General features: G+C 72.4%; 18 protein-coding genes. 7 read left to right on the top strand and 11 right to left on the bottom strand.

What is annotated here, in order from left to right; translation table 11 throughout:
• Positions 1–375: 375 nt before the first annotated feature.
• Together tyrS and ACZ7MY_RS29270 are read right to left on the bottom strand one after the other, a co-directional pair.
• The gene (gene tyrS / locus ACZ7MY_RS29275) at positions 376–1641 is read right to left on the bottom strand and encodes a tyrosine--tRNA ligase (protein WP_499606266.1); all 1266 of its coding nucleotides are present in this window, start codon (positions 1639–1641) and stop codon (positions 376–378) included.
• 63 nt (positions 1642–1704) lie between these two features.
• A complete protein-coding gene (locus tag ACZ7MY_RS29270; protein ID WP_499606265.1) occupies positions 1705–2382 on the bottom strand; it encodes a DNA-3-methyladenine glycosylase in 678 nt (225 codons plus the stop codon).
• Between the two features lie 84 nt (positions 2383–2466).
• On the opposite strand from ACZ7MY_RS29270, the gene ACZ7MY_RS29265 reads away from it, so the two are divergent.
• From ACZ7MY_RS29265 to ACZ7MY_RS29255, 3 genes are all read left to right on the top strand, one after another.
• A complete protein-coding gene (locus ACZ7MY_RS29265) occupies positions 2467–3249 on the top strand; it encodes a sporulation protein (RefSeq protein WP_499606264.1) in 783 nt (260 codons plus the stop codon).
• 46 nt (positions 3250–3295) lie between these two features.
• Positions 3296–3829 carry a YbhB/YbcL family Raf kinase inhibitor-like protein gene (locus ACZ7MY_RS29260; RefSeq protein ID WP_499606263.1) on the top strand — a complete coding sequence of 178 codons (534 nt, stop codon included), beginning with the start codon at positions 3296–3298 and terminating at the stop codon, positions 3827–3829.
• A gap of 411 nt (positions 3830–4240) precedes the next feature.
• A complete protein-coding gene (locus ACZ7MY_RS29255; RefSeq protein ID WP_499606262.1) occupies positions 4241–4744 on the top strand; it encodes an HNH endonuclease in 504 nt (167 codons plus the stop codon).
• 30 nt (positions 4745–4774) lie between these two features.
• Here the strand turns inward: ACZ7MY_RS29255 and ACZ7MY_RS29250 are convergent, their stop codons facing one another.
• The 4 genes from ACZ7MY_RS29250 to ACZ7MY_RS29235 all read right to left on the bottom strand — a co-directional run bounded on the left by ACZ7MY_RS29250 (position 4775) and on the right by ACZ7MY_RS29235 (position 8078).
• The gene (locus tag ACZ7MY_RS29250; protein WP_499606261.1) at positions 4775–5542 is read right to left on the bottom strand and encodes a sulfite exporter TauE/SafE family protein; all 768 of its coding nucleotides are present in this window, start codon (positions 5540–5542) and stop codon (positions 4775–4777) included.
• A 103-nt stretch (positions 5543–5645) separates the two neighbouring features.
• The gene (locus tag ACZ7MY_RS29245; protein WP_499606260.1) at positions 5646–6587 is read right to left on the bottom strand and encodes an SPFH domain-containing protein; all 942 of its coding nucleotides are present in this window, start codon (positions 6585–6587) and stop codon (positions 5646–5648) included.
• Positions 6588–6713: 126 nt separating this feature from the next.
• Positions 6714–7124: an NfeD family protein gene (locus tag ACZ7MY_RS29240; protein ID WP_499606282.1), complete on the bottom strand. Its 411-nt coding sequence runs from the start codon at positions 7122–7124 to the stop codon at positions 6714–6716.
• Between the two features lie 162 nt (positions 7125–7286).
• Positions 7287–8078: an ABC transporter ATP-binding protein gene (locus ACZ7MY_RS29235; RefSeq protein WP_499606259.1), complete on the bottom strand. Its 792-nt coding sequence runs from the start codon at positions 8076–8078 to the stop codon at positions 7287–7289.
• A gap of 115 nt (positions 8079–8193) precedes the next feature.
• Here ACZ7MY_RS29235 and ACZ7MY_RS29230 point away from each other — a divergent pair, with 115 nt between their 5' ends.
• On the top strand, positions 8194–8991 hold the full coding sequence (locus tag ACZ7MY_RS29230) for an Rv1486c family protein (RefSeq protein WP_499606258.1): 798 nt from the start codon (positions 8194–8196) through the stop codon (positions 8989–8991).
• A 62-nt stretch (positions 8992–9053) separates the two neighbouring features.
• On the opposite strand, the gene ACZ7MY_RS29225 is transcribed toward ACZ7MY_RS29230, so the two are convergent.
• The 4 genes from ACZ7MY_RS29225 to ACZ7MY_RS29210 form a co-directional block, all read right to left on the bottom strand.
• Complete coding sequence (locus tag ACZ7MY_RS29225; protein WP_499606256.1) at positions 9054–9293, bottom strand: chaplin; 240 nt, start codon at positions 9291–9293, stop codon at positions 9054–9056.
• A gap of 247 nt (positions 9294–9540) precedes the next feature.
• Positions 9541–9789 (bottom strand): chaplin, encoded by a 249-nt coding sequence (locus ACZ7MY_RS29220; RefSeq protein ID WP_361795778.1) that lies wholly within the window; start codon positions 9787–9789, stop codon positions 9541–9543.
• A gap of 239 nt (positions 9790–10028) precedes the next feature.
• Entirely contained in the window at positions 10029–10673 is a 645-nt protein-coding gene (locus tag ACZ7MY_RS29215; protein WP_499606255.1) for a response regulator, read from the bottom strand.
• Positions 10666–11820, bottom strand: coding sequence for a GAF domain-containing sensor histidine kinase (locus ACZ7MY_RS29210; RefSeq protein WP_499606254.1), 1155 nt, complete (start codon positions 11818–11820; stop codon positions 10666–10668). Before ACZ7MY_RS29210 ends, ACZ7MY_RS29215 begins: the two co-directional genes overlap by 8 nt.
• Before the next feature lie 188 nt (positions 11821–12008).
• Between ACZ7MY_RS29210 and ACZ7MY_RS29205 the strand changes: the two genes are divergently transcribed.
• The 3 genes from ACZ7MY_RS29205 to ACZ7MY_RS29195 all read left to right on the top strand — a co-directional run bounded on the left by ACZ7MY_RS29205 (position 12009) and on the right by ACZ7MY_RS29195 (position 14811).
• Positions 12009–12707 carry an SDR family NAD(P)-dependent oxidoreductase gene (locus tag ACZ7MY_RS29205; RefSeq protein WP_499606253.1) on the top strand — a complete coding sequence of 233 codons (699 nt, stop codon included), beginning with the start codon at positions 12009–12011 and terminating at the stop codon, positions 12705–12707.
• Positions 12704–13762, top strand: coding sequence for an S-adenosylmethionine:tRNA ribosyltransferase-isomerase (locus ACZ7MY_RS29200; protein ID WP_499606252.1), 1059 nt, complete (start codon positions 12704–12706; stop codon positions 13760–13762). Before ACZ7MY_RS29205 ends, ACZ7MY_RS29200 begins: the two co-directional genes overlap by 4 nt.
• Positions 13763–14076: 314 nt before the next feature.
• Entirely contained in the window at positions 14077–14811 is a 735-nt protein-coding gene (locus ACZ7MY_RS29195) for an aggregation-promoting factor C-terminal-like domain-containing protein (protein ID WP_499606251.1), read from the top strand.
• 89 nt (positions 14812–14900) lie between these two features.
• On the opposite strand, the gene ACZ7MY_RS29190 is transcribed toward ACZ7MY_RS29195, so the two are convergent.
• Positions 14901–17453 (bottom strand): FHA domain-containing protein, encoded by a 2553-nt coding sequence (locus ACZ7MY_RS29190; RefSeq protein ID WP_499606249.1) that lies wholly within the window; start codon positions 17451–17453, stop codon positions 14901–14903.
• Positions 17454–17563: the final 110 nt, after the last annotated feature.

The raw sequence follows: 17563 nt of genomic DNA, 5'->3' as shown, positions 1-17563 counted from the left end.
TTCGAGACCGTTTCACCGGCCCCTCCGGGCTTTCCCTTCGTTGTCTCCAGCTTAGCAGATCCGATTTCCTTCTCTGCCACCCTCTGGAGGGGGTTTCACTTTCGGCGTTTCCGCCTCGGCGACATTCACTACGTTAGCGGATTCCTTCGCGTCTTGCGAATTCGTCCCCCACTCGCCGTCCGATTCCACGCCAATGGAATTCGAGGGCACGGATGTGCGCCCGAATCTCGGGGTGGTGTCGTAGTGGTGAGTGACCGCCGATCGGAGGATCCGGACGAACCGGGTGCACCGTCTCAAGCGGCTCGGGCTACGTTACGCAAGCGCGGCGGCGGAGTCAAGCTCCGCCGCCGCTCAAACGTGGGAATCCGGCCGACGTCAGCTGCCGGCGACCTCGACGGCCGCCAGGCTCTTCTTGCCGCGCCGCAGCACGAGCCAGCGGCCGTGCAGCAGGTCGGAGGCCTCGGGGCTCGCGTCCTCGTCGCCGATCTTGACGTTGTTCACGTACGCGCCGCCCTCCTTGATGGTGCGGCGGGCCGCGGACTTGCTGGCCACGAGCCCGACTTCGGCGAAGAGGTCCGCGACGGAGGCCAGCTCGGCGACCTTGGCGTGCGGCAGTTCGCCGAGGGCCGCGGCGAGGGTCCGCTCGTCGAGCCCGGCGAGTTCGCCCTGGCCGAAAAGTGCCTTGGACGCGGCGATGACGGCGTCGCACTGCTCGGCGCCGTGGACGAGGGTGGTGAGCTCCTCGGCGAGCGCGCGCTGGGCCGCGCGGGCCTGCGGACGTTCCTCGGTGAGCCGCTCCAGTTCCTCGATCTCCTCCTGCGACTTGAAGCTGAAGATGCGCAGGAACTTGGACACGTCGCGGTCGTCGGCGTTCAGCCAGAACTGGTAGAAGGCGTAAGGCGTGGTCATCTCGGGGTCGAGCCAGACCGTGCCGGACTCCGTCTTGCCGAACTTCGTGCCGTCGGCCTTGGTGATCAGCGGGGTCGCGAGCGCGTGCACCGAGGTGCCCTCGACGCGTCCGATCAGGTCGATGCCGGCCGTCAGGTTGCCCCACTGGTCGCTGCCGCCGGTCTGCATGGTGCAGCCGTAGCGGCGGTGGAGCTCCAGGAAGTCCATGCCCTGGAGGATCTGGTAGCTGAACTCCGTGTAGCTGATGCCGGCCTCGGAGTTGAGCCGGCGGGCGACGGCCTCCTTGGCGATCATCTTGTTGACCCGGAAGTACTTGCCCACGTCGCGCAGGAACTCGATGGCCGACAGGCCGGAGGTCCAGTCGAGGTTGTTGACCATCACGGCGGCGTTCGGGCCCTCGAAGGAGAGGAAGGGCTCGATCTGGGCGCGGATCCGCTCCACCCACCCGGCGACGACGTCGGCGTCGTTCAGCGTCCGCTCGGCGGTCGGCTTGGGGTCGCCGATCAGACCGGTGGCGCCGCCGACGAGGGCGAGCGGCCGGTTGCCGGCCAGCTGGAGCCGGCGGATGGTGAGGATCTGCACCAGGTTGCCGAGGTGGAGGCTGGGGGCGGTGGGGTCGAAGCCGCAATAGACCGTGACCGGGCCGTCCGCGAACGCCTTGCGCAGTGCGTCCTCGTCGGTGGAAACGGCGATCAGCCCTCGCCACCGCAGCTCGTCGACGATGTCCGTCACGGTTCTCGTGCCTCCTGGTGTCGTTCGATGCCTCGTACCCGGTCGTACGGAGTCTTTCCGAGACTACGCGTTCCGCTCGACTCCTTTTGCGCCCCCCGGGGCGCGACGGCGCGGTGCGTGGGCACGGTACGGGCTGACGCTGGGGTCGCCGTCGATCCAGAAGCGCCACGGGTGGGCCGCGCCGTCGCCGCCGACGCCGGTGCGCGGCCCGGTGCGGACGGCGGAGGGGTCGGGCGGGGTTCCGGTGAGGACACGGAAGGGGGAGTCGGCGGAGTCGTCGGGGCAGACGTCGGCACCGTTGAGGGCGCGGTCGATGTCGAGGGCCGTGGCGAGGCGGGCCGGGCCCTGGGCGAGGTCGTGGGGGCGCCGTGAGGTGACCCGGCGCGCGCGGGCGAGGTCGGCGCCCTCGATGACGTCACCGCCGCGCAGCAGGATCCCGCTGGGATTGCCCTCCGGGCCGCAGACGATGTTCATGCAGTGCCACATTCCGTACGTGAAGTAAACGTAAGCGTGGCCGGGCGGACCGAACATGACGGCGTTGCGGTCGGTGCGGCCGCGGTAGGCGTGGGAGCCGGGGTCGAGGGGGCCTGCGTAGGCCTCGACCTCGGTCAGTCTGAGCGCGACGGGGCCGTCGTCCGTCGTGCGTACGAGGGTTCGCCCCAGGAGGTCGGGGGCCACCTCCAGCACCGGGCGGTCGAAGAAGGACCTGGGGAGAGGGGTGCTTTCCGGAGGGGGGATCATGCGGTACGAGAGTAATGGAACCGTTCGGGGTGGGGCCGCGTTCGTAATGACCGAGGCAACCGCCAGTAAAGGGAGAGGGACATCGTGGGCTTCAAGAAGCTGCTTGCGAGCTTGGGCGCCGGTGGCGCGTCGGTGGAGACGGTGCTCAACGAGCCGAACGTCGTCCCGGGCGGGGTCGTCCAGGGCGAGGTGAGGATCCAGGGCGGCTCGGTGCCGCAGCAGATCGAGGGGCTGTCGGTGGGCCTGCAGGCCCGCGTCGAGGTCGAGGGGCAGGACACCGAGTACAAGCAGGACATCGAGTTCCACCGGCAGCAGCTGGGCGGGGCGTTCGAGGTGCAGCCGGGTGCGGTGCACGTGGTGCCGTTCGGGCTGGAGATCCCGTGGGAGACCCCGATCACGACGTTCCTGGGGCGTCACCTGACCGGGATGAACGTCGGGGTGACGACGGAGCTGGCGATCGCCCGTGCGGTGGACTCCGGTGACCTCGACCCGATCAACGTGCACCCGGTGCCGGCGCAGCAGGCGATCCTCGACGCGTTCGGCCAGCTGGGCTTCGGCTTCAAGAACGCGGACCTGGAGCGGGGCCACATCCGCAACACGCGGCAGCGGCTGCCGTTCTACCAGGAGATCGAGTTCTTCGCGCCGCAGCAGTACCGCGGGCTGAACCAGGTGGAGCTGAGCTTCGTCTCCGACGGGCACGAGATGGACGTCGTCCTGGAGATGGACAAGAAGCCGGGGCTGTTCAGCGAGGGCAGCGACGCCTTCCGTTCGTTCACGGTGGACCTGAACAACTTCCACACGACCGACTGGGCGGGGTACCTCAACCAGTGGCTGGCCGAGGTCGGCGGCAAGCGCAACTGGTTCTAGTATCGGCGGGCGGAAGCGCGTTTCGCGATCAGCAGGAGGTACCGAGGTGACCGAGCAGAAGCGGCGGCCGCTCCCCCACGACTTCCACCCGCCGGTGGCGTCGTTCACGGTGGTGAGCGACGACATCGAGCCGGGTGGCACGCTGAAGGACGCCCAGGTCTACGCCGAGGGCAACGTCTCGCCGCACCTGCGGTGGGAGGGCTTTCCCGAGGGAACAGGGAGCTTCGCCGTCACGTGTTACGACCCCGACGCGCCCACGGGCAGCGGTTTCTGGCACTGGGTGCTCTTCGACATCCCGGCGTCGGTGACGGAGCTGCCCGCGGGCGCCGGCAGCGAGGGGTTCAAGGGGCTGCCCGAGGGTGCGGTGCACGTACGCAACGACTACGGCAGCAAGGACTTCGGCGGTGCGGCGCCGCCGCCCGGGGACGGGCCGCACCGGTACGTCTTCACCGTGTACGCCGTGGACCAGGAGAAGCTGGGTCCGGACGGGGACGTGTCGCCCGCCGTGGTCGGCTTCAACCTGCGGTTCCACGCGATCGCACGGGCCAACCTGATCGGCGAGTACGAGAACCCGCAGTAGCGGTGGCGCCCCCGGCCGCGGCCGGGGGCCCGAAATTCCGTTGCGCCCCGGCGCTCCCGCATCGCACTGTGGTGTCTGCCTGGTGACCTGACCGTCACCGGGGGTCGGCACCGCAGTGGCGGGGGCGGCGGGGCGTTCGCGTTGTGCGGTTCTCGCCGCGCGATCCGCCTGCCGTCCGCCGGAGCCCGGTCATGCGCCCGGGTGTCCACGCCGATCGCCGCGCTCCGGGCGCCCGGGCCCCACGGGGGAGGGCGCCCGGGGTGGCCGGCCCCGGGCGGGGGCCACCGTTTCGTTCCCTGTTTCCTCCTGTTCGCTTTGACGTGCGGAAATTGCGTTGTCCGCGCGGGTATGGCCCGGTCACAGTGGAGCCACCTCGCCACGGGGCGGGGACGGACCCGAGGGGTGGGCGACGTGCGTGAGACGCTGGTGCTGAATGCGACCTTCGAGCCGCTGTCGACTGTGTCGCTGCGGCGTGCGGTGGTGCTGGTGATGCAGGACAAGGCCGTGGTCGAGCAGGCTCATCCCGGGCTGCGGATCCGCGCGGCGGCGGTGGAGGTGCCGGTGCCGCAGGTGATCAGGCTCTGCAGGTACGTGAGGGTGCCCTTCCGACAACGGGCCGCGTGGTCGCGGCGGGGTGTGCTGGTCAGGGACCGGCACCGGTGCGCGTACTGCGGCCGGAGGGCGACGACCGTGGACCACGTGCTGCCGCGGTCGCGCGGTGGCGGGGACACATGGCTGAACACGGTGGCGTCGTGCGCGGAGGACAACCACCGCAAGGCGGACCGTACGCCGGAGCAGGCGGGGATGCGGCTGCTGACCCAGCCGTTCGAGCCGACCCCGGCGGACGCGTTGCTGCTGGCGCTGGGTCTGAAGGACCGTGAGGGCGTGCCGGGCTGGATCGCGCTGCCGGCCTGAGCACCGTCCGGGGCCCGGGCGGTCGTCCGGCTACTTCAGCAGGAGCTGGGCGATCGCCACGAGGCCGACGACGACGATGACTGCGCGCAGGGCGACGGGCGGCAGGCCCCGGCCGATGCGGGCGCCGAGGACGCCGCCGAGGGCGGCGCCGGCGGCGATGAGCGCGACGGCGGTCCAGTCGAAGTCGGCGACGAAGAGGAAGAACAGCGCGGCGACGCCGTTGACCGTGAGCGCGAGGACGTTCTTCGCGGCGTTGATCCGCTGCCAGGACTCCTCGAGGAGGACGCCCATCAGGGAGAGGTAGACGACTCCCTGGGCGGCGCCGAAGTAGCCGCCGTACATGCTGGCGACGAGGAGTCCGCCGATCAGGGCGGGGCCGCCGTGCTCGGGGACGTGGGTGCCGTTGCCGGAGCGGCGGGCCTGGAGGGCCCGGGAGAGCCGGGGCTGGACGACGACGAGGACGAGGGCGACTCCGATGAGGACCGGCACGATCGTGTCGAAGGCCTCGGAGGGCAGGGTCAGCAGCAGGAAGGCCCCGATGAGTCCGCCGATGAGGGCGGCGGCGCCCAGCCGCAGCAGGCGGGGGCGTTGCCCGGCGAGTTCGCGCCGGTAGCCGATGGCACCGCTGACGGAGCCGGGGACGAGTCCCAGGGTGTTGGACACGTTGGCGGTGACGGGGGGCAGCCCCACGGCGAGCAGGACGGGGAAGGTGATGAGCGTGCCCGATCCGACGACGGTGTTGATGGTGCCGGCGCCGATTCCGGCGGCGAACACGGCCAGGGCTTCCCAGTAGGTCATAGGCGTCTCCATGGTCGGTGCGGCTCCTCTCCCCCCGACGGGACCGGGGGGAGCCGGAGCGCACGGATCATGTCATACGCGTTCGCGGTGGTGGCCGCGGTGCTCAGTCCTTGTCGAGCCGGGGGGTCTCGCGGCGGGTGCCGGTCTCGGCGTTGCCGGGGCCGCTGCCGGGGGCGCCGGGGAGGTTGACGATGCCGCCGAGGCCCTTGAGGGCGTCGTTGAGTTCGCTGGGGATGATCCAGAGCTTGTTGGCGTCGCCCTCGGCGATCTTGGGGAGCATCTGCAGGTACTGGTAGGCGAGCAGCTTCTGGTCGGGGTCGCCCGCGTGGATGGACTCGAAGACGGTGCGGATGGCCTGGGCCTCGCCCTCGGCCTTGAGGGCGGCGGCCTTGGCCTCGCCCTCGGCGCGCAGGATCGCGGACTGCTTCTCGCCCTCGGCGGTGAGGATCTGGGACTGCCGGATGCCCTCCGCGGTGAGGATGGCGGCGCGCTTGTCGCGGTCGGCGCGCATCTGCTTCTCCATCGAGTCCTGGATGGAGGTGGGCGGCTCGATGGCCTTGAGCTCGACGCGGTTGACGCGGATGCCCCACTTGCCGGTGGCCTCGTCGAGGACGCCGCGCAGGGCCGCGTTGATCTCCTCGCGGGAGGTCAGGGTCCGTTCCAGGTCCATGCCGCCGATGATGTTGCGGAGGGTGGTGACGGTGAGCTGCTCGATCGCCTGGATGTAGCTGGCGACCTCGTAGGTGGCGGCCCGCGCGTCGGTGACCTGGTAGTAGATGACGGTGTCGATGTTGACGACCAGGTTGTCCTGGGTGATCACCGGCTGCGGCGGGAACGGCACGACCTGTTCGCGCAGGTCGATGCGGTTGCGGATGGTGTCGATGAACGGGACCACGATGTTGAGGCCCGCGCTCAGGGTCCTGGTGTAGCGGCCGAAGCGCTCGACGATCGCGGCGCTGGCCTGCGGGATGACCTGGACCGTCTTGATGAGCGCGATGAAGACGAGCACCACCAGGATGATCAGGACGATGATGATCGGCTGCACGTCCACTCCCACGCCGTTTGCCTGTGCCTACCTGTACGAAGACATGATCAAGTCTGGCAGACCCCGCGGGGAGGCGGGCCGGGTTCGGCGAATTCCCGTGCCGTCTCGGGTGCGGGGCGCGCAGGGTCACATCACGACGGCCGTCGCGCCCTGGATCTCGACGACGTCCACGCTCTCGCCGGGTTCGAAGGCCCGTCCCGTGTCGAGGGCGCGGGCCGACCAGACCTCGCCGTTGAGCTTGATCCGGCCGCCGTGCCCGTCCACCCGTTCGAGGACGACGGCCTGGCGGCCCTTGAGCGCGTCGATGCCGCTGCGCAGCTCCGGGCGCTGCGCGCGACTCCTGTTGGCCAGCGGGCGTACGACGGCGATGCCCGCGACCGAGACGATGACGAAGACCAGCACCTGTCCGGTGATGCCGAGGCCGAGGCCGGCCGCGACAGCGGCGGCGACGGCTCCGACCGCGAACATCCCGAACTCGGGCATCGCGGTCACCACGAGCGGAATACCCAGCCCCACGGCGGCGATCAGCCACCACAACCAGTCGTCCACAGGCCCATGGTAGGGGCCCGCAGTGGATCTGTGACAGGGTGCGACGGCTCTGCCGGGCGCTTTCGTCGTGGGACCGGGTGCGCGGGTGTCCTCGGTGGGTCGGTTCGCGGGGTGACGTCACCGGTCGCGCCGGGGGTCACCCGGGGAAGGTCACTTCAGGGGCAGGCCGTTGGCGGTCCAGCGGTCGCCGCGGCGCTCGACGACGAGCGGGAGGCCGAAGCAGAGGGAGAGGTTGCGGGAGCTGAGCTCGGTCTCCATGGGGCCGGCGGCGACCACCTTGCCCTGGCGGATCATCAGGACGTGGGTGAAGCCCGGGGCGATCTCCTCGACGTGGTGGGTGACCATCACCATGGAGGGGGCGATCGGGTCGCGGGCGAGCCGTCCCAGGCGGCGGACGAGGTCCTCGCGGCCGCCCAGGTCGAGGCCGGCGGCGGGCTCGTCGAGCAGGAGCAGCTCGGGGTCGGTCATCATGGCGCGGGCGATGAGGGTGCGCTTGCGCTCGCCCTCGGAGAGGGTGCCGAACCTGCGGTCGAGGTAGTCGCTCATGCCGAGGCGGTCGAGGAAGGCGCGGGCGCGGTCCTCGTCGACCTGCTCGTAGCTCTCCTGCCAGTGCGCGGTCATGCCGTACGCGGCGGTGAGGACGGTCTCCAGGACGGTCTGCTTGCGCGGCAGCTTCTCGGCCAGGGCGACGCCCGCGATGCCGATGCGGGGGCGCAGTTCGAAGACGTCGACGCCGCCCATCTTCTCGCCGAGGATCTGGACGGTGCCGGAGGTGGGGAAGAGGTAGCTCGAGGCGATGTTCAGCAACGTCGTCTTGCCGGCGCCGTTGGGGCCGAGGATGACCCACCGCTCGCCCTCGGCGACCGACCAGGAGACCTGGTCCACCAGAGCCCGGCCGTCTCGGACCACGGATACGTCCACCAGCTCCAGAACATCGCTCATGAGCGTGTTGTCTCCCACTTCCCGATCGCACGTCTGCCGTCGCGAGCACCTGTAGGCGCCGCCCCCAAGGAAATCTACGCCACGCCCGGGCCGCCCCAGTCCTTAGGCTGGGGGGATGCTCGACGAACCTCGCTCAGGACGGCTGGCCGCCTGGGGAAATGCCCTGATTGCCGGACTTGCCGCGCCGGATGACGCCGCTCAGGAAGTGCTCGCCGACGACTCGGTGCACCGGGTCTCCGGACTCCCCGGCGAGGAGGGCCCGGTGGGGCTGACGCTGGGGCTGGGGCGGCTGCGCGCGCTCGGTGTGCGCGGGCTGCGGATCGCGCTGCCGGTGCCGGGGCACCCGCTCGGGCTCAGCGGGCCGCCGGAGTTCAACGCGCGGGCGCTGGCGGCGGGCGAGGCGGTCATCGCCGTGGGCGGGCCGGCCGTCGGGCTGGTTCCGGAGGTCACGGAGGCCGGGCCGCGGGGCGACGTGCACGTGTCGGTGGAGTGGCACTGCCTGGAGGTGCGGGACGCGCCGCCGGCGGACGTGCCCTCGCTGGGGGAGGCGGAGCGGGAGCTCGCCGAGGCGTTGCGGGACGCCACGGAGGCGCTGGCGCGGCTGGACGTGGCCGGCGCGGGGCCGACGGCGCAGGCGGCTCTGGAGGCGTACCGGGCGCGGGCGGCGCGTGGGCGCGAGGTGCTGGCGCCGGGGTATCCGCCGCGGGCGGTGCGGGTGCTGGAACTGGCCCAGCGGGTGGGCGCGCTGATCGGGATCGCGACCGGTGCGGGGGCCGGGCACGGGGCGGCGGTCAGCGCCTCGGAGATCGCCGCCCGGGCGGAGTTGCTGCGGCCGGTGGAGCGCACGGCGCGGCGGGCGCAGGTGGCGGCGTACAACGCGTACGTCGAGGAGACGGAGCGGCGCCGGGGCTGAGACCGGCCGGGGACGGGAGAAGGCCCCGCGGACGACGCTGTCCGCGGGGCCTTCCGCGCACGTCAGTTGTTGAAGCAGACGTTGCCGACGGCCGGGTTGAGGATGCCGACGGCGTCGATGGTGTTGCCGCAGAGGTTGACCGGGATGTTCACCGGAACCTGGATCACGTTGCCGGAGATCACACCGGGCGACCCGGCGGCCACGGCGCCCGCGTGGGAGTCGGCGAGCGCGGTACCGGCCGAACCGGCGGCGGCCGCACCGGCGGCGGCGATGATCAGGGCGGCCTTCTTGGCGCTGTTCATGAAACTGTTCCTCCTGTGATGGCACGGCCCGGTTCGAGGAGCCGCACTGTGAGGAACGCGGAGCCCGGGGCGTTGACACGGGAAGGGCGCCGGAAACCTCCGTACGGCGGAATCCGCGTGTCGTACCGGCGTGTGCCGCCCGTCGTGCGGGAAGGCGCCGTGGGCCGCACGAACGGACCGGCCCCGGGGCGGCGGAGCGCTCCGGGGCCGGTGGTCACGGCCTTGCCGTGGGAGGTGACGTCCTGGGTCAGCGGTTGACGCAGACGTTCCCGATGGCCGGGTTCAGCAGACCGATCACGCTGATGGTGTTGCCGCAGACGTTCACCGGGACGTGCACCGGGACCTGGATGACGTTGCCCGAGACCACACCGGGGCTGTTCTTCGCGCCACCGTGGGCCTGGGCGCCACCGGTGTGGGCGGAGGCGGCACCCGCGCCGACCATGGCGAGGCTTCCGGCGACCATGGCGACGGCGGCGGCCTTGTGCAGGTTCTTCACGTTCTTGACCCTCCTTGCATGGGTGCCGCGGCAGTCGCCGCAGCACGCCATGGAGAACGGCCCACGCCCGGCCAGGTTGCGCCATCCGGGCGACATACACCCGACGGTATGAATCTCACTCCGGACCGAGACGATCCGCTTGTCCTACCGCTAAGCGCCCCGGCTTTCGCGGCGGTGGCCCTCTGTATCGGTGGCCTTCTGCGTCGGTGGTCCTTCGCCGCGTCGTCGGCCGCCCTCGTTCAGCTCCCGATACCGTGCCGGACCGCCCACAGGGCCGCCTGGGTGCGGTCGGAGAGGTCCAGCTTCATCAGGATGTTCGACACGTGGGTCTTCACGGTCTTCTCCGAGAGCACCAGGGCACGGGCGATCTCCCGGTTGGAGCGGCCCTCGGCGATCAGGGACAGCACCTCGCGCTCGCGTTCGGTGAGGGTGCCCCCGCGGCCCTGGCCGGGGGTGGAGTCCTCCTGGGAGAGCAGGGCCTCGGCGACCTCCTGCTGCAGCAGCACGTGTCCGGCGTACACCGAGCGGATCGCGCCGGCCAGGGCGTCCGGGTCCACGTCCTTGTAGACGTAGCCGGCCGCGCCCGCGCGCAGCGCCGGGACGACGGTGCGCTGCTCGGTGAAGCTGGTGACGACCAGCACGCGGGCCTTGCTGCCGTTGTCGCGCAGCCGCCGCAGGGCCTCGATGCCGTCGACGCCGGGCATGCGGACGTCCATGAGGATCACGTCGGGGGCGAGTTCGCCGGCGCGCTCGACGCCTTCCTCGCCGTCCCCGGCCTCGCCCACCACCTCGATGTCGGGCTGCACCTCCAGGAAGGTCCGCAGGCCGCGGCGGACCACCTGGTGGTCGTCGACCAGCAGGACGCGAATGGGGCCGTCAGCCACCGGGCACCTCCATCTCGATCACGGTGCCCCTGCCGGGCGCCGAGTCCACCGTCAGTCCGCCGCCGACCCCGTCGGCCCGGTCCCGCATGGAGACCAGTCCCAGGTGTCGGCCGGCCCGGCGCACCGCGGACGGGTCGAAGCCGCGCCCGTCGTCGCGCACCGTGAGCACCGCTCCCCTGCCCCGGCCCTCCAGGCGCACCGTCACCGTGGCGGCGTCCGCGTGGCGCAGCGCGTTGTGCAGGGCCTCCTGGGCGACCCGCAGCACCGCCTCCTCCTGGGCGGCGGGCAGGGCTCGTACGTGGCGGTGGCCGAAGGAGATGTGCGCCGAGTGCGCGCGGTCCAGGACGTCGACCTGGGTGCGCAGGGTGGCCAGCAGGCCGTCCTCGTCGAGCGCGGCGGGGCGCAGCTCCACCACGACCGCGCGCAGTTCGTCGGCTGCCTCGGCGGCGAGCGCGGCGACCTGCCGCAGCTCCTCCCGGGCGCGTTCGGGATCGCGGGCCACCAGGGCGGAGGCCGCCTGGGCGGTGAGCCGCAGCGAGAACAGCTTCTGCGAGACGGCGTCGTGCAACTCGTGGGCGATGCGGGCCCGTTCCCCGGCGAGGGTCAGCTCCCGGCTGCGCTCGTACAGGCGGGCGTTGGTGAGGGCGATGGCGGCGTGCGCGGCCAGGGTGCGCAGCAGTTCCTCGTCCTCCTCGCTGAAGCCGCGGCCGTCCCGCGCGGGGCCGGTGGCACAGCGCTTGTTGGCGAGGAAGAGGGCGCCCAGGATCTCGTCGCCGTCGACCACCGGCATGCCGAGGAACTCGGCCATGTCGGGGTGGGCGGACGGCCAGCCGCCGAAGCGGGGGTCGCCCTTGACGTCGGTCAGCCGCTGGGGGGTGGCCTCGTGGAGCATCGCGGCGAGGATGCCGTGCTGCCGGGGCAGCGGGCCGATGGCCTTCCACTGCTCGTCGCTGACGCCGTCGACGACGAACTGGGCGAAGCCGCCGTGGTCGTCCGGCACGCCCAGGGCCGCGTACTGGGCCTCGAGCAGTTCGCGGGCGGACGAGACGATGGTCTGCAGGACCTCGCGCACTTCCAGGTGCCGGCTCATCGCGAGGACGGCCGCGCTCACCGCCTCGATGCCGCGTCGGGACGATCGGCTGGACATGTGCTCACCGTACCGGCGGGGTGACGGCGGCGGGATCGGCCCGCTGACCGAGCTCCCCCGGTCCGCGGACCTAGGGCGAAGTTCCTTCCGCCGGTGCTGCGGGCGGCCGAGGTGCGGGGGGCGGGCGCGTTCCTACGGTGGGGGCAGCCGCCGGGCGACGGGCCGGGCGGCCGGTGGGAGGACACGTCATGCCGGTGGCAATCATCACGGGAGCGTCGCGGGGACTGGGACGGGCCCTCGCCGGGGCGCTCGCGGAGCGGGGCTGGGACCTGGTGGTCGACGCGCGGTCGGCCGGGGCGCTGGAGGAGGCGGAGCGGGAACTGGCGGGCCGGGCCCGGGTGGCGGCGCTGCCGGGTGACGTCACCGATCCGCGGCACCGGGTGGGGCTGGTCTCGGCGGCCTGGGACTTCGGCGGGCTGGACCTGCTGGTGAACAACGCCGGCGCGCTCGGCGCCGAGCCGCTGCGGCCGCTGTCCGAGCATCCGCTGGAAGGGCTGCGGGAGGCGCTGGAGACCAACGTCGTGGCCGCGCTGGGTCTGGTGCAGGAGGCGCTGCCGCTGCTGCGCCGGCGGCGGGGGGCGGTGCTCAACATCAGCTCGGACGCCGCCGTCGAGGCGTACCGCACGTGGGGAGGGTACGGCGCGAGCAAGGCGGCGCTGGAGCGGTTGTCGGCGGTGCTGGCGGTGGAGGAGCCGGAGCTGCGGGTGTGGTGGCTGGACCCGGGCGACATGAGGACGGCGATGTACGCGGCGGCGGTGCCCGGCGACCCGGACGCGGACGCGCGCCCGGAGCCCGCGTCCGTGGTGCCGGCCGTGCTGGGCCTGATCGACGGCGGCGCGGCCAGTGGCCGCTACGCCGCCCCGGCCCTGCTGGAGACCGGGCGGTGACCGCGCTGGGCGCGCTGAGGGTGCCGGCGGAGCTGGCGGCGCGGGTGCCGGTGGAGCAGCGCGCGGACGGGGCGGCGGGCCGCGACGGGGTGCGGATGCTGGTGGGCCGACGGGCCCGGGGCGAGGTCGCGCACCACTCCTTCGGTGACCTGCCGCAGCTGCTGCGGGCCGGGGACGTGCTGGTGGTGAACACCTCCGCGACGCTCCCGGCGGCGGTGGACGCCACGCTCGGGGAGTCCGCCGTGGTGGTGCACTTCTCGGGGCTGCTGGACGACGGGCGGTGGGTGGTGGAGCTGCGGACGCCCGACGGGCGGGGCACGACCCGGCCGCGCGCGGGCGGTCCGGCGGGGGTGGCGGTGGCGCTGCCCGGCGGCGAGCGGCTGGTGCTGCAGGAACCGCTGAGCCCCCGCGGGGAGCGGCTGTGGGTGGCGCGGGCGTCGGCGGCGGACGCGGCCGGCTTCCTGCGCCGGCACGGGCGGCCGATCCGGTACGCGTACACCGAGCGGGACCAGCCGGTGGCGGCGTACCGGACGGTGTTCTCGGTGCCGTCGGCGGGCGGTCTCGGCTCGGCGGAGATGCCCAGCGCGGCCCGCCCCTTCACGGACGGGCTGGTCACGGCGCTGGTGAGCCGGGGGGTGCAGATCGCGCCGGTGGTGCTGCACACCGGGGTGTCCTCCGGCGAGGCGCACGAGCCGCCGTACCCGGAGCGCTTCTCGGTGCCGGAGAGCACCGCGTGGCTGGTGAACGCCGCCCGGGCGGGCGGCGGGCGGGTCGTGGCGGTGGGCACCACCGCGGTGCGCGCCCTGGAGACGGCGGCCGACGCGCGGGGGCGGGTCGCGGCGGCGGGCGGCTGGACGGACCTGGTGGTCACGCCGGAGCGGGGCGTGCGGGCGGTGGACGGCCTCCTCACGGGGCTGCACGACCCGGCGGCCTCGCATGTGCTGATGCTGGAGGCGGTCGCCGGCCGGGAGCTGCTGGGGCGGGTCTACGACGCGGCGGTGGGGGCGCGTGACCTCTGGCACGAGTTCGGGGACGTCAACCTGCTGCTGCCCTGACGGGCCCGCGCGGGGCACCAGGCGTCGCCGGGCGGTCGCGGTGGGCCACGCGTCTGTGAGGCGGCGCATAGGGCGTACGTCACGTACGAAGGCGCGTAGTAGGGGCCGGGGCGGCCGGATCGGCAGGGAGCACGGCGTGTGCCGTGCTCCGTCGGTCCGGTCGCTACGACTTCGGGTAGTAATGCACGGGTTTGGTCGGGGAATTTCCCGCGGCTAAGAATGCTCGGGTCGCTCCGCGCCGTGTTCGACGCACGGCGCTTCTCCTTGCCCGAGGGCGGAGTGGGGCGCAGCCGAATGGAAGAGGTCACTCCCCCATGCAGCTCCCGACGATCCCGAAGTTCGACCGTCTGACCAAGGCCCACAAGTACTCCGCCGCCGGCATCGCCGCGGCCGGTGTGGGCGTCCTGGCCATCACCGGTGTGACCGGGACCAGCGGGACGGCGCAGGCCACCGGTAAGGCGTCGGAGCAGGTCTCCCCGCAGGCCCGGGCCGCCGCGGCCGAGCGGCACGCCGCGCACGTCGCCCACGTCGCGCACCGCAAGGTGCTCGCCGGGCGGCACGCGGCCCACGTCGCGCACCTGGCCGCCGAGCGCAAGCACCAGGCGGACGAGCGTGCGCGCGAGGCCGTTCGGGAGGCGCGCGAGCGCCGGGCCGCCGCCAACCGCAGCCACGAGCGCGAGGCCCTCGTCCCGCAGCAGCGGCACGAGGCCTCGGCCCCCGCTCCGCGCGCGGCCGCCCCGAAGGCGCCTGCGGCGCCCTCCGGCACCCCGCAGCAGATGGCGCGGCAGATCATCGGCGACGCGGCGCAGTTCGAGTGCTTCGCCAACATCGTGATGCACGAGAGCACCTGGAACCCGTACGCGGTCAACCCCTCCTCCGGTGCGTACGGCCTGGTCCAGGCGCTGCCGGGCTCCAAGATGGCCTCCGCGGGCGCCGACTGGCGCACCAATGCGGCCACGCAGATCAGGTGGGGCCTCGACTACATGAACGGGCGCTACGGCAGCCCGTGCGGCGCCTGGTCGTTCTGGCAGGCCAACCACTGGTACTGAGCCGTCCGGCGCGGGCCGCGCGGACGTGCGGAAGGCGGCGGTTCCCCTCCTGGGGAGCCGCCGCCTTCCGTTGTCGTACGCGGGGGCCGCTACTTGCGCATGACCTCCGGCTCGTGGCGGCGCAGCAGGCGCAGCACGAGGATGCCGCAGACGAGGGCGATGCCGAGCAGGATCCCCATGTCGAAGCCCCACTGGCTCGCGGTGTGCTCCCACAGCGGGTCCAGGTTGTCGGGCTTGGCCGGGTCCCACGGCGGCATGATGTGGCCGAGGTCGAGGGTGGCGCCGGCGGCGCCGACGGCCCAGCGGGACGGCATGAGCCAGGCGACCTGCTCCAGGCCGACGGTGCCGAAGATCTGGAACAGGACGCCGGTGAAGACGACCTGGACGATCGCGAACATCACCAGCAGCGGCATGGTCTTCTCGGCGGTCTTCACCAGCGAGGAGATGACCAGGCCGAACATCATCGAGGTGAAGCCCAGCGCGATGACCACCAGGGTGATCTCCGCGGCCGGGAAGCCCTTGACGATCAGGCCCTCTTCGGGGAGCTTGCGCGCCGACAGCCCGATGGCGCAGATGATGACGCCCTGCAGGGCGCTGATCAGGCCGAGCACGAAGACCTTGGAGAGCAGGTACGCGGAGCGGGACAGGCCGGTGGCGCGTTCCCGTTCGTAGATCACGCGTTCCTTGATCAGCTCGCGGACCGAGTTGGCCGCGCCCGAGAAGCAGGCGCCCACCGCGATGATCAGCATGATGGTGCCCGCGTCGGTGTTGAACTTGCCCGCCTCGTCCGGCGGCGCCAGGCCGAACTTCGCCGGGATCACCACGCTCACCAGGCCGAGGACGGCCGGGAGGATCACCATCAGCGCCATGAAGCCCTTGTCGGAGGCGATCACCGACAGGTAGCGGCGGACGAGGGTGACGAACTGCGCCGGCCAGCTCTGCGGCTTGGGCGGCTTGGCCCGCTGCGGGGCCGCGCCTACGGACTGCGGGGCGACCGCGTCCAGGTCCGCGGCGTAGATCTGGTAGTGCTGGGAGCCGCGCCAGCGCCCGGACCAGTCGTAGTCGCGGTAGTTCTCGAAGGCGGAGAAGACGTCGGCCCAGGTTTCGTAGCCGAAGAAGTTCAGCGCCTCCTCGGGCGGGCCGAAGTAGGCCACGGCGCCGCCCGGCGCCATCACCAGCAGCTTGTCGCACAGGGCGAGTTCGGCCACCGAGTGGGTCACGACGAGCACGGTGCGGCCGTCGTCGGCGAGGCCGCGCAGCAGCTTCATGACGTCCCGGTCCATGCCCGGGTCGAGGCCGGAGGTGGGCTCGTCCAGGAAGATCAGCGAGGGCTTGGTCAGCAGCTCCAGGGCGACCGAGACGCGCTTGCGCTGACCGCCGGAGAGCGAGGTGACCCGCTTGTCGGCGTGGACGTCGAGCTTGAGCTCGCGCAGCACCTCGTCGATGCGGGCCTCGCGCTCGGCGGCCTTGGTGTCGCCGGGGAAGCGGAGCTTGGCCGCGTAGCGCAGGGCTCTGCGGATCGTCAGTTCCTTGTGCAGGATGTCGTCCTGCGGGACGAGGCCGATGCGCTGCCGCAGCTCCGCGAACTGCTTGTAGAGGTTGCGGCTGTCGTACAGCACCTCGCCCTCCTCGGCCGGCCGGTAGCCGGTCAGGGCGCGCAGCAGCGTCGACTTGCCGGAGCCGGAGGGGCCGATGACGGCGACCAGCGACTTCTCGGGGACGCCGAAGGAGACGTCGTTGAGGATCGTCTTGGTGCCGCTGCCCTGCGGCACCTTCACCGTCAGCCGGCGGGCGGAGAAGGAGATCTCGCCGGTGTCGACGAACTCCTCCAGCTGGTCGCCGACGAGCCGGAAGGTGGAGTGGCCGACGCCCACGATGTCGTTGGGGCCCAGCAGATGACGCTGTATGGGCTGGCCGTTGACGTACGTGCCGTTGTGGCTGCCGAGGTCGACGATCTCGTAGCGGCCGTCGGGGTGCGCCCGGAACTCCGCGTGGAAGCGGGAGACCTGAAGGTCGGAGACGACCAGGTCGTTCTCCAGGGCGCGGCCGATCTTCATGACGCGGCCGAGCACCAGGTGGTGGAAGGTGGTCGGGCTGCGGTCGCCGTAGACGGGCGGCGCTCCGGCGCCGCCGGACGGCCCGTGCGGGGCCGGGATGTGCGCCTGCGGCGTCCGCCCGTCGGGCCGCGGGGACGGCTGCGGCACGTGGGCGGCCGACGACCCGTTCCCCCAGCCGCCCTGCCGCGGCGGGGCCACGGAGTTCGGCCTCGACTGCGCCGCCGGGCCGGACTTGTGGGCCTGCTGCGGGTTCGCCAGCGCGGTGTCGGCGCTGTAGAGGTCACCGCCGGCCGCGGCGCCGCTGAAGCTCAGGCGCGGGCCGTCGGCGGCGTTGCCGAGGCTGACGGTGGCCCCGGCGGCCACGTCGTAGGCGTGGACGCGCTGGCCCTGGACGTAGGTGCCGTTGGTGCTGCCCAGGTCCTCGATGACCCAACCGCGTTCGCCACGCCGGATGGTGGCGTGCCGCCAGGAGACCCGCGCGTCGTCGAGGACGACGTCCGACTGCGGGTCCCGGCCGAGACTGTACGACCTGGCCGGATCGAGCGCCCAGGTCCGACCGTTCAGTTCGAGTACGAGTTCAGGCACCCCAAGCCCCACAAAGTTGTCCCCCGGGTTGTCCCCCATGAGGGGAGTCTAGGGATTGCGAACACCGGGAGGAACCATTCCCGGCACGCCGACCCGTCGGGAGGCCACAC

The sequence above is a fragment of the Streptomyces sp. NPDC111520 genome (genome assembly GCF_055635295.1).
The sequence above is the reverse complement of the archived record's forward strand: the minus strand, read 5'-3'. Positions and strand labels throughout refer to the sequence as shown.

Excerpts from the sequence above, each read along its gene's own strand:
- ACZ7MY_RS29270 (WP_499606265.1), bottom strand. The coding sequence starts at position 2,382 with ATGATCCCCCCTCCGGAAAGCACCCCTCTCCCCAGGTCCTTCTTCGAC.
- ACZ7MY_RS29250 (WP_499606261.1), bottom strand. The coding sequence starts at position 5,542 with ATGACCTACTGGGAAGCCCTGGCCGTGTTCGCCGCCGGAATCGGCGCC.
- ACZ7MY_RS29235 (WP_499606259.1), bottom strand. The coding sequence starts at position 8,078 with ATGAGCGATGTTCTGGAGCTGGTGGACGTATCCGTGGTCCGAGACGGC.
- ACZ7MY_RS29230 (WP_499606258.1), top strand. The coding sequence starts at position 8,194 with ATGCTCGACGAACCTCGCTCAGGACGGCTGGCCGCCTGGGGAAATGCC.
- ACZ7MY_RS29225 (WP_499606256.1), bottom strand. The coding sequence starts at position 9,293 with ATGAACAGCGCCAAGAAGGCCGCCCTGATCATCGCCGCCGCCGGTGCG.
- ACZ7MY_RS29210 (WP_499606254.1), bottom strand. The coding sequence starts at position 11,820 with ATGTCCAGCCGATCGTCCCGACGCGGCATCGAGGCGGTGAGCGCGGCC.
- ACZ7MY_RS29205 (WP_499606253.1), top strand. The coding sequence starts at position 12,009 with ATGCCGGTGGCAATCATCACGGGAGCGTCGCGGGGACTGGGACGGGCC.
- ACZ7MY_RS29195 (WP_499606251.1), top strand. The coding sequence starts at position 14,077 with ATGCAGCTCCCGACGATCCCGAAGTTCGACCGTCTGACCAAGGCCCAC.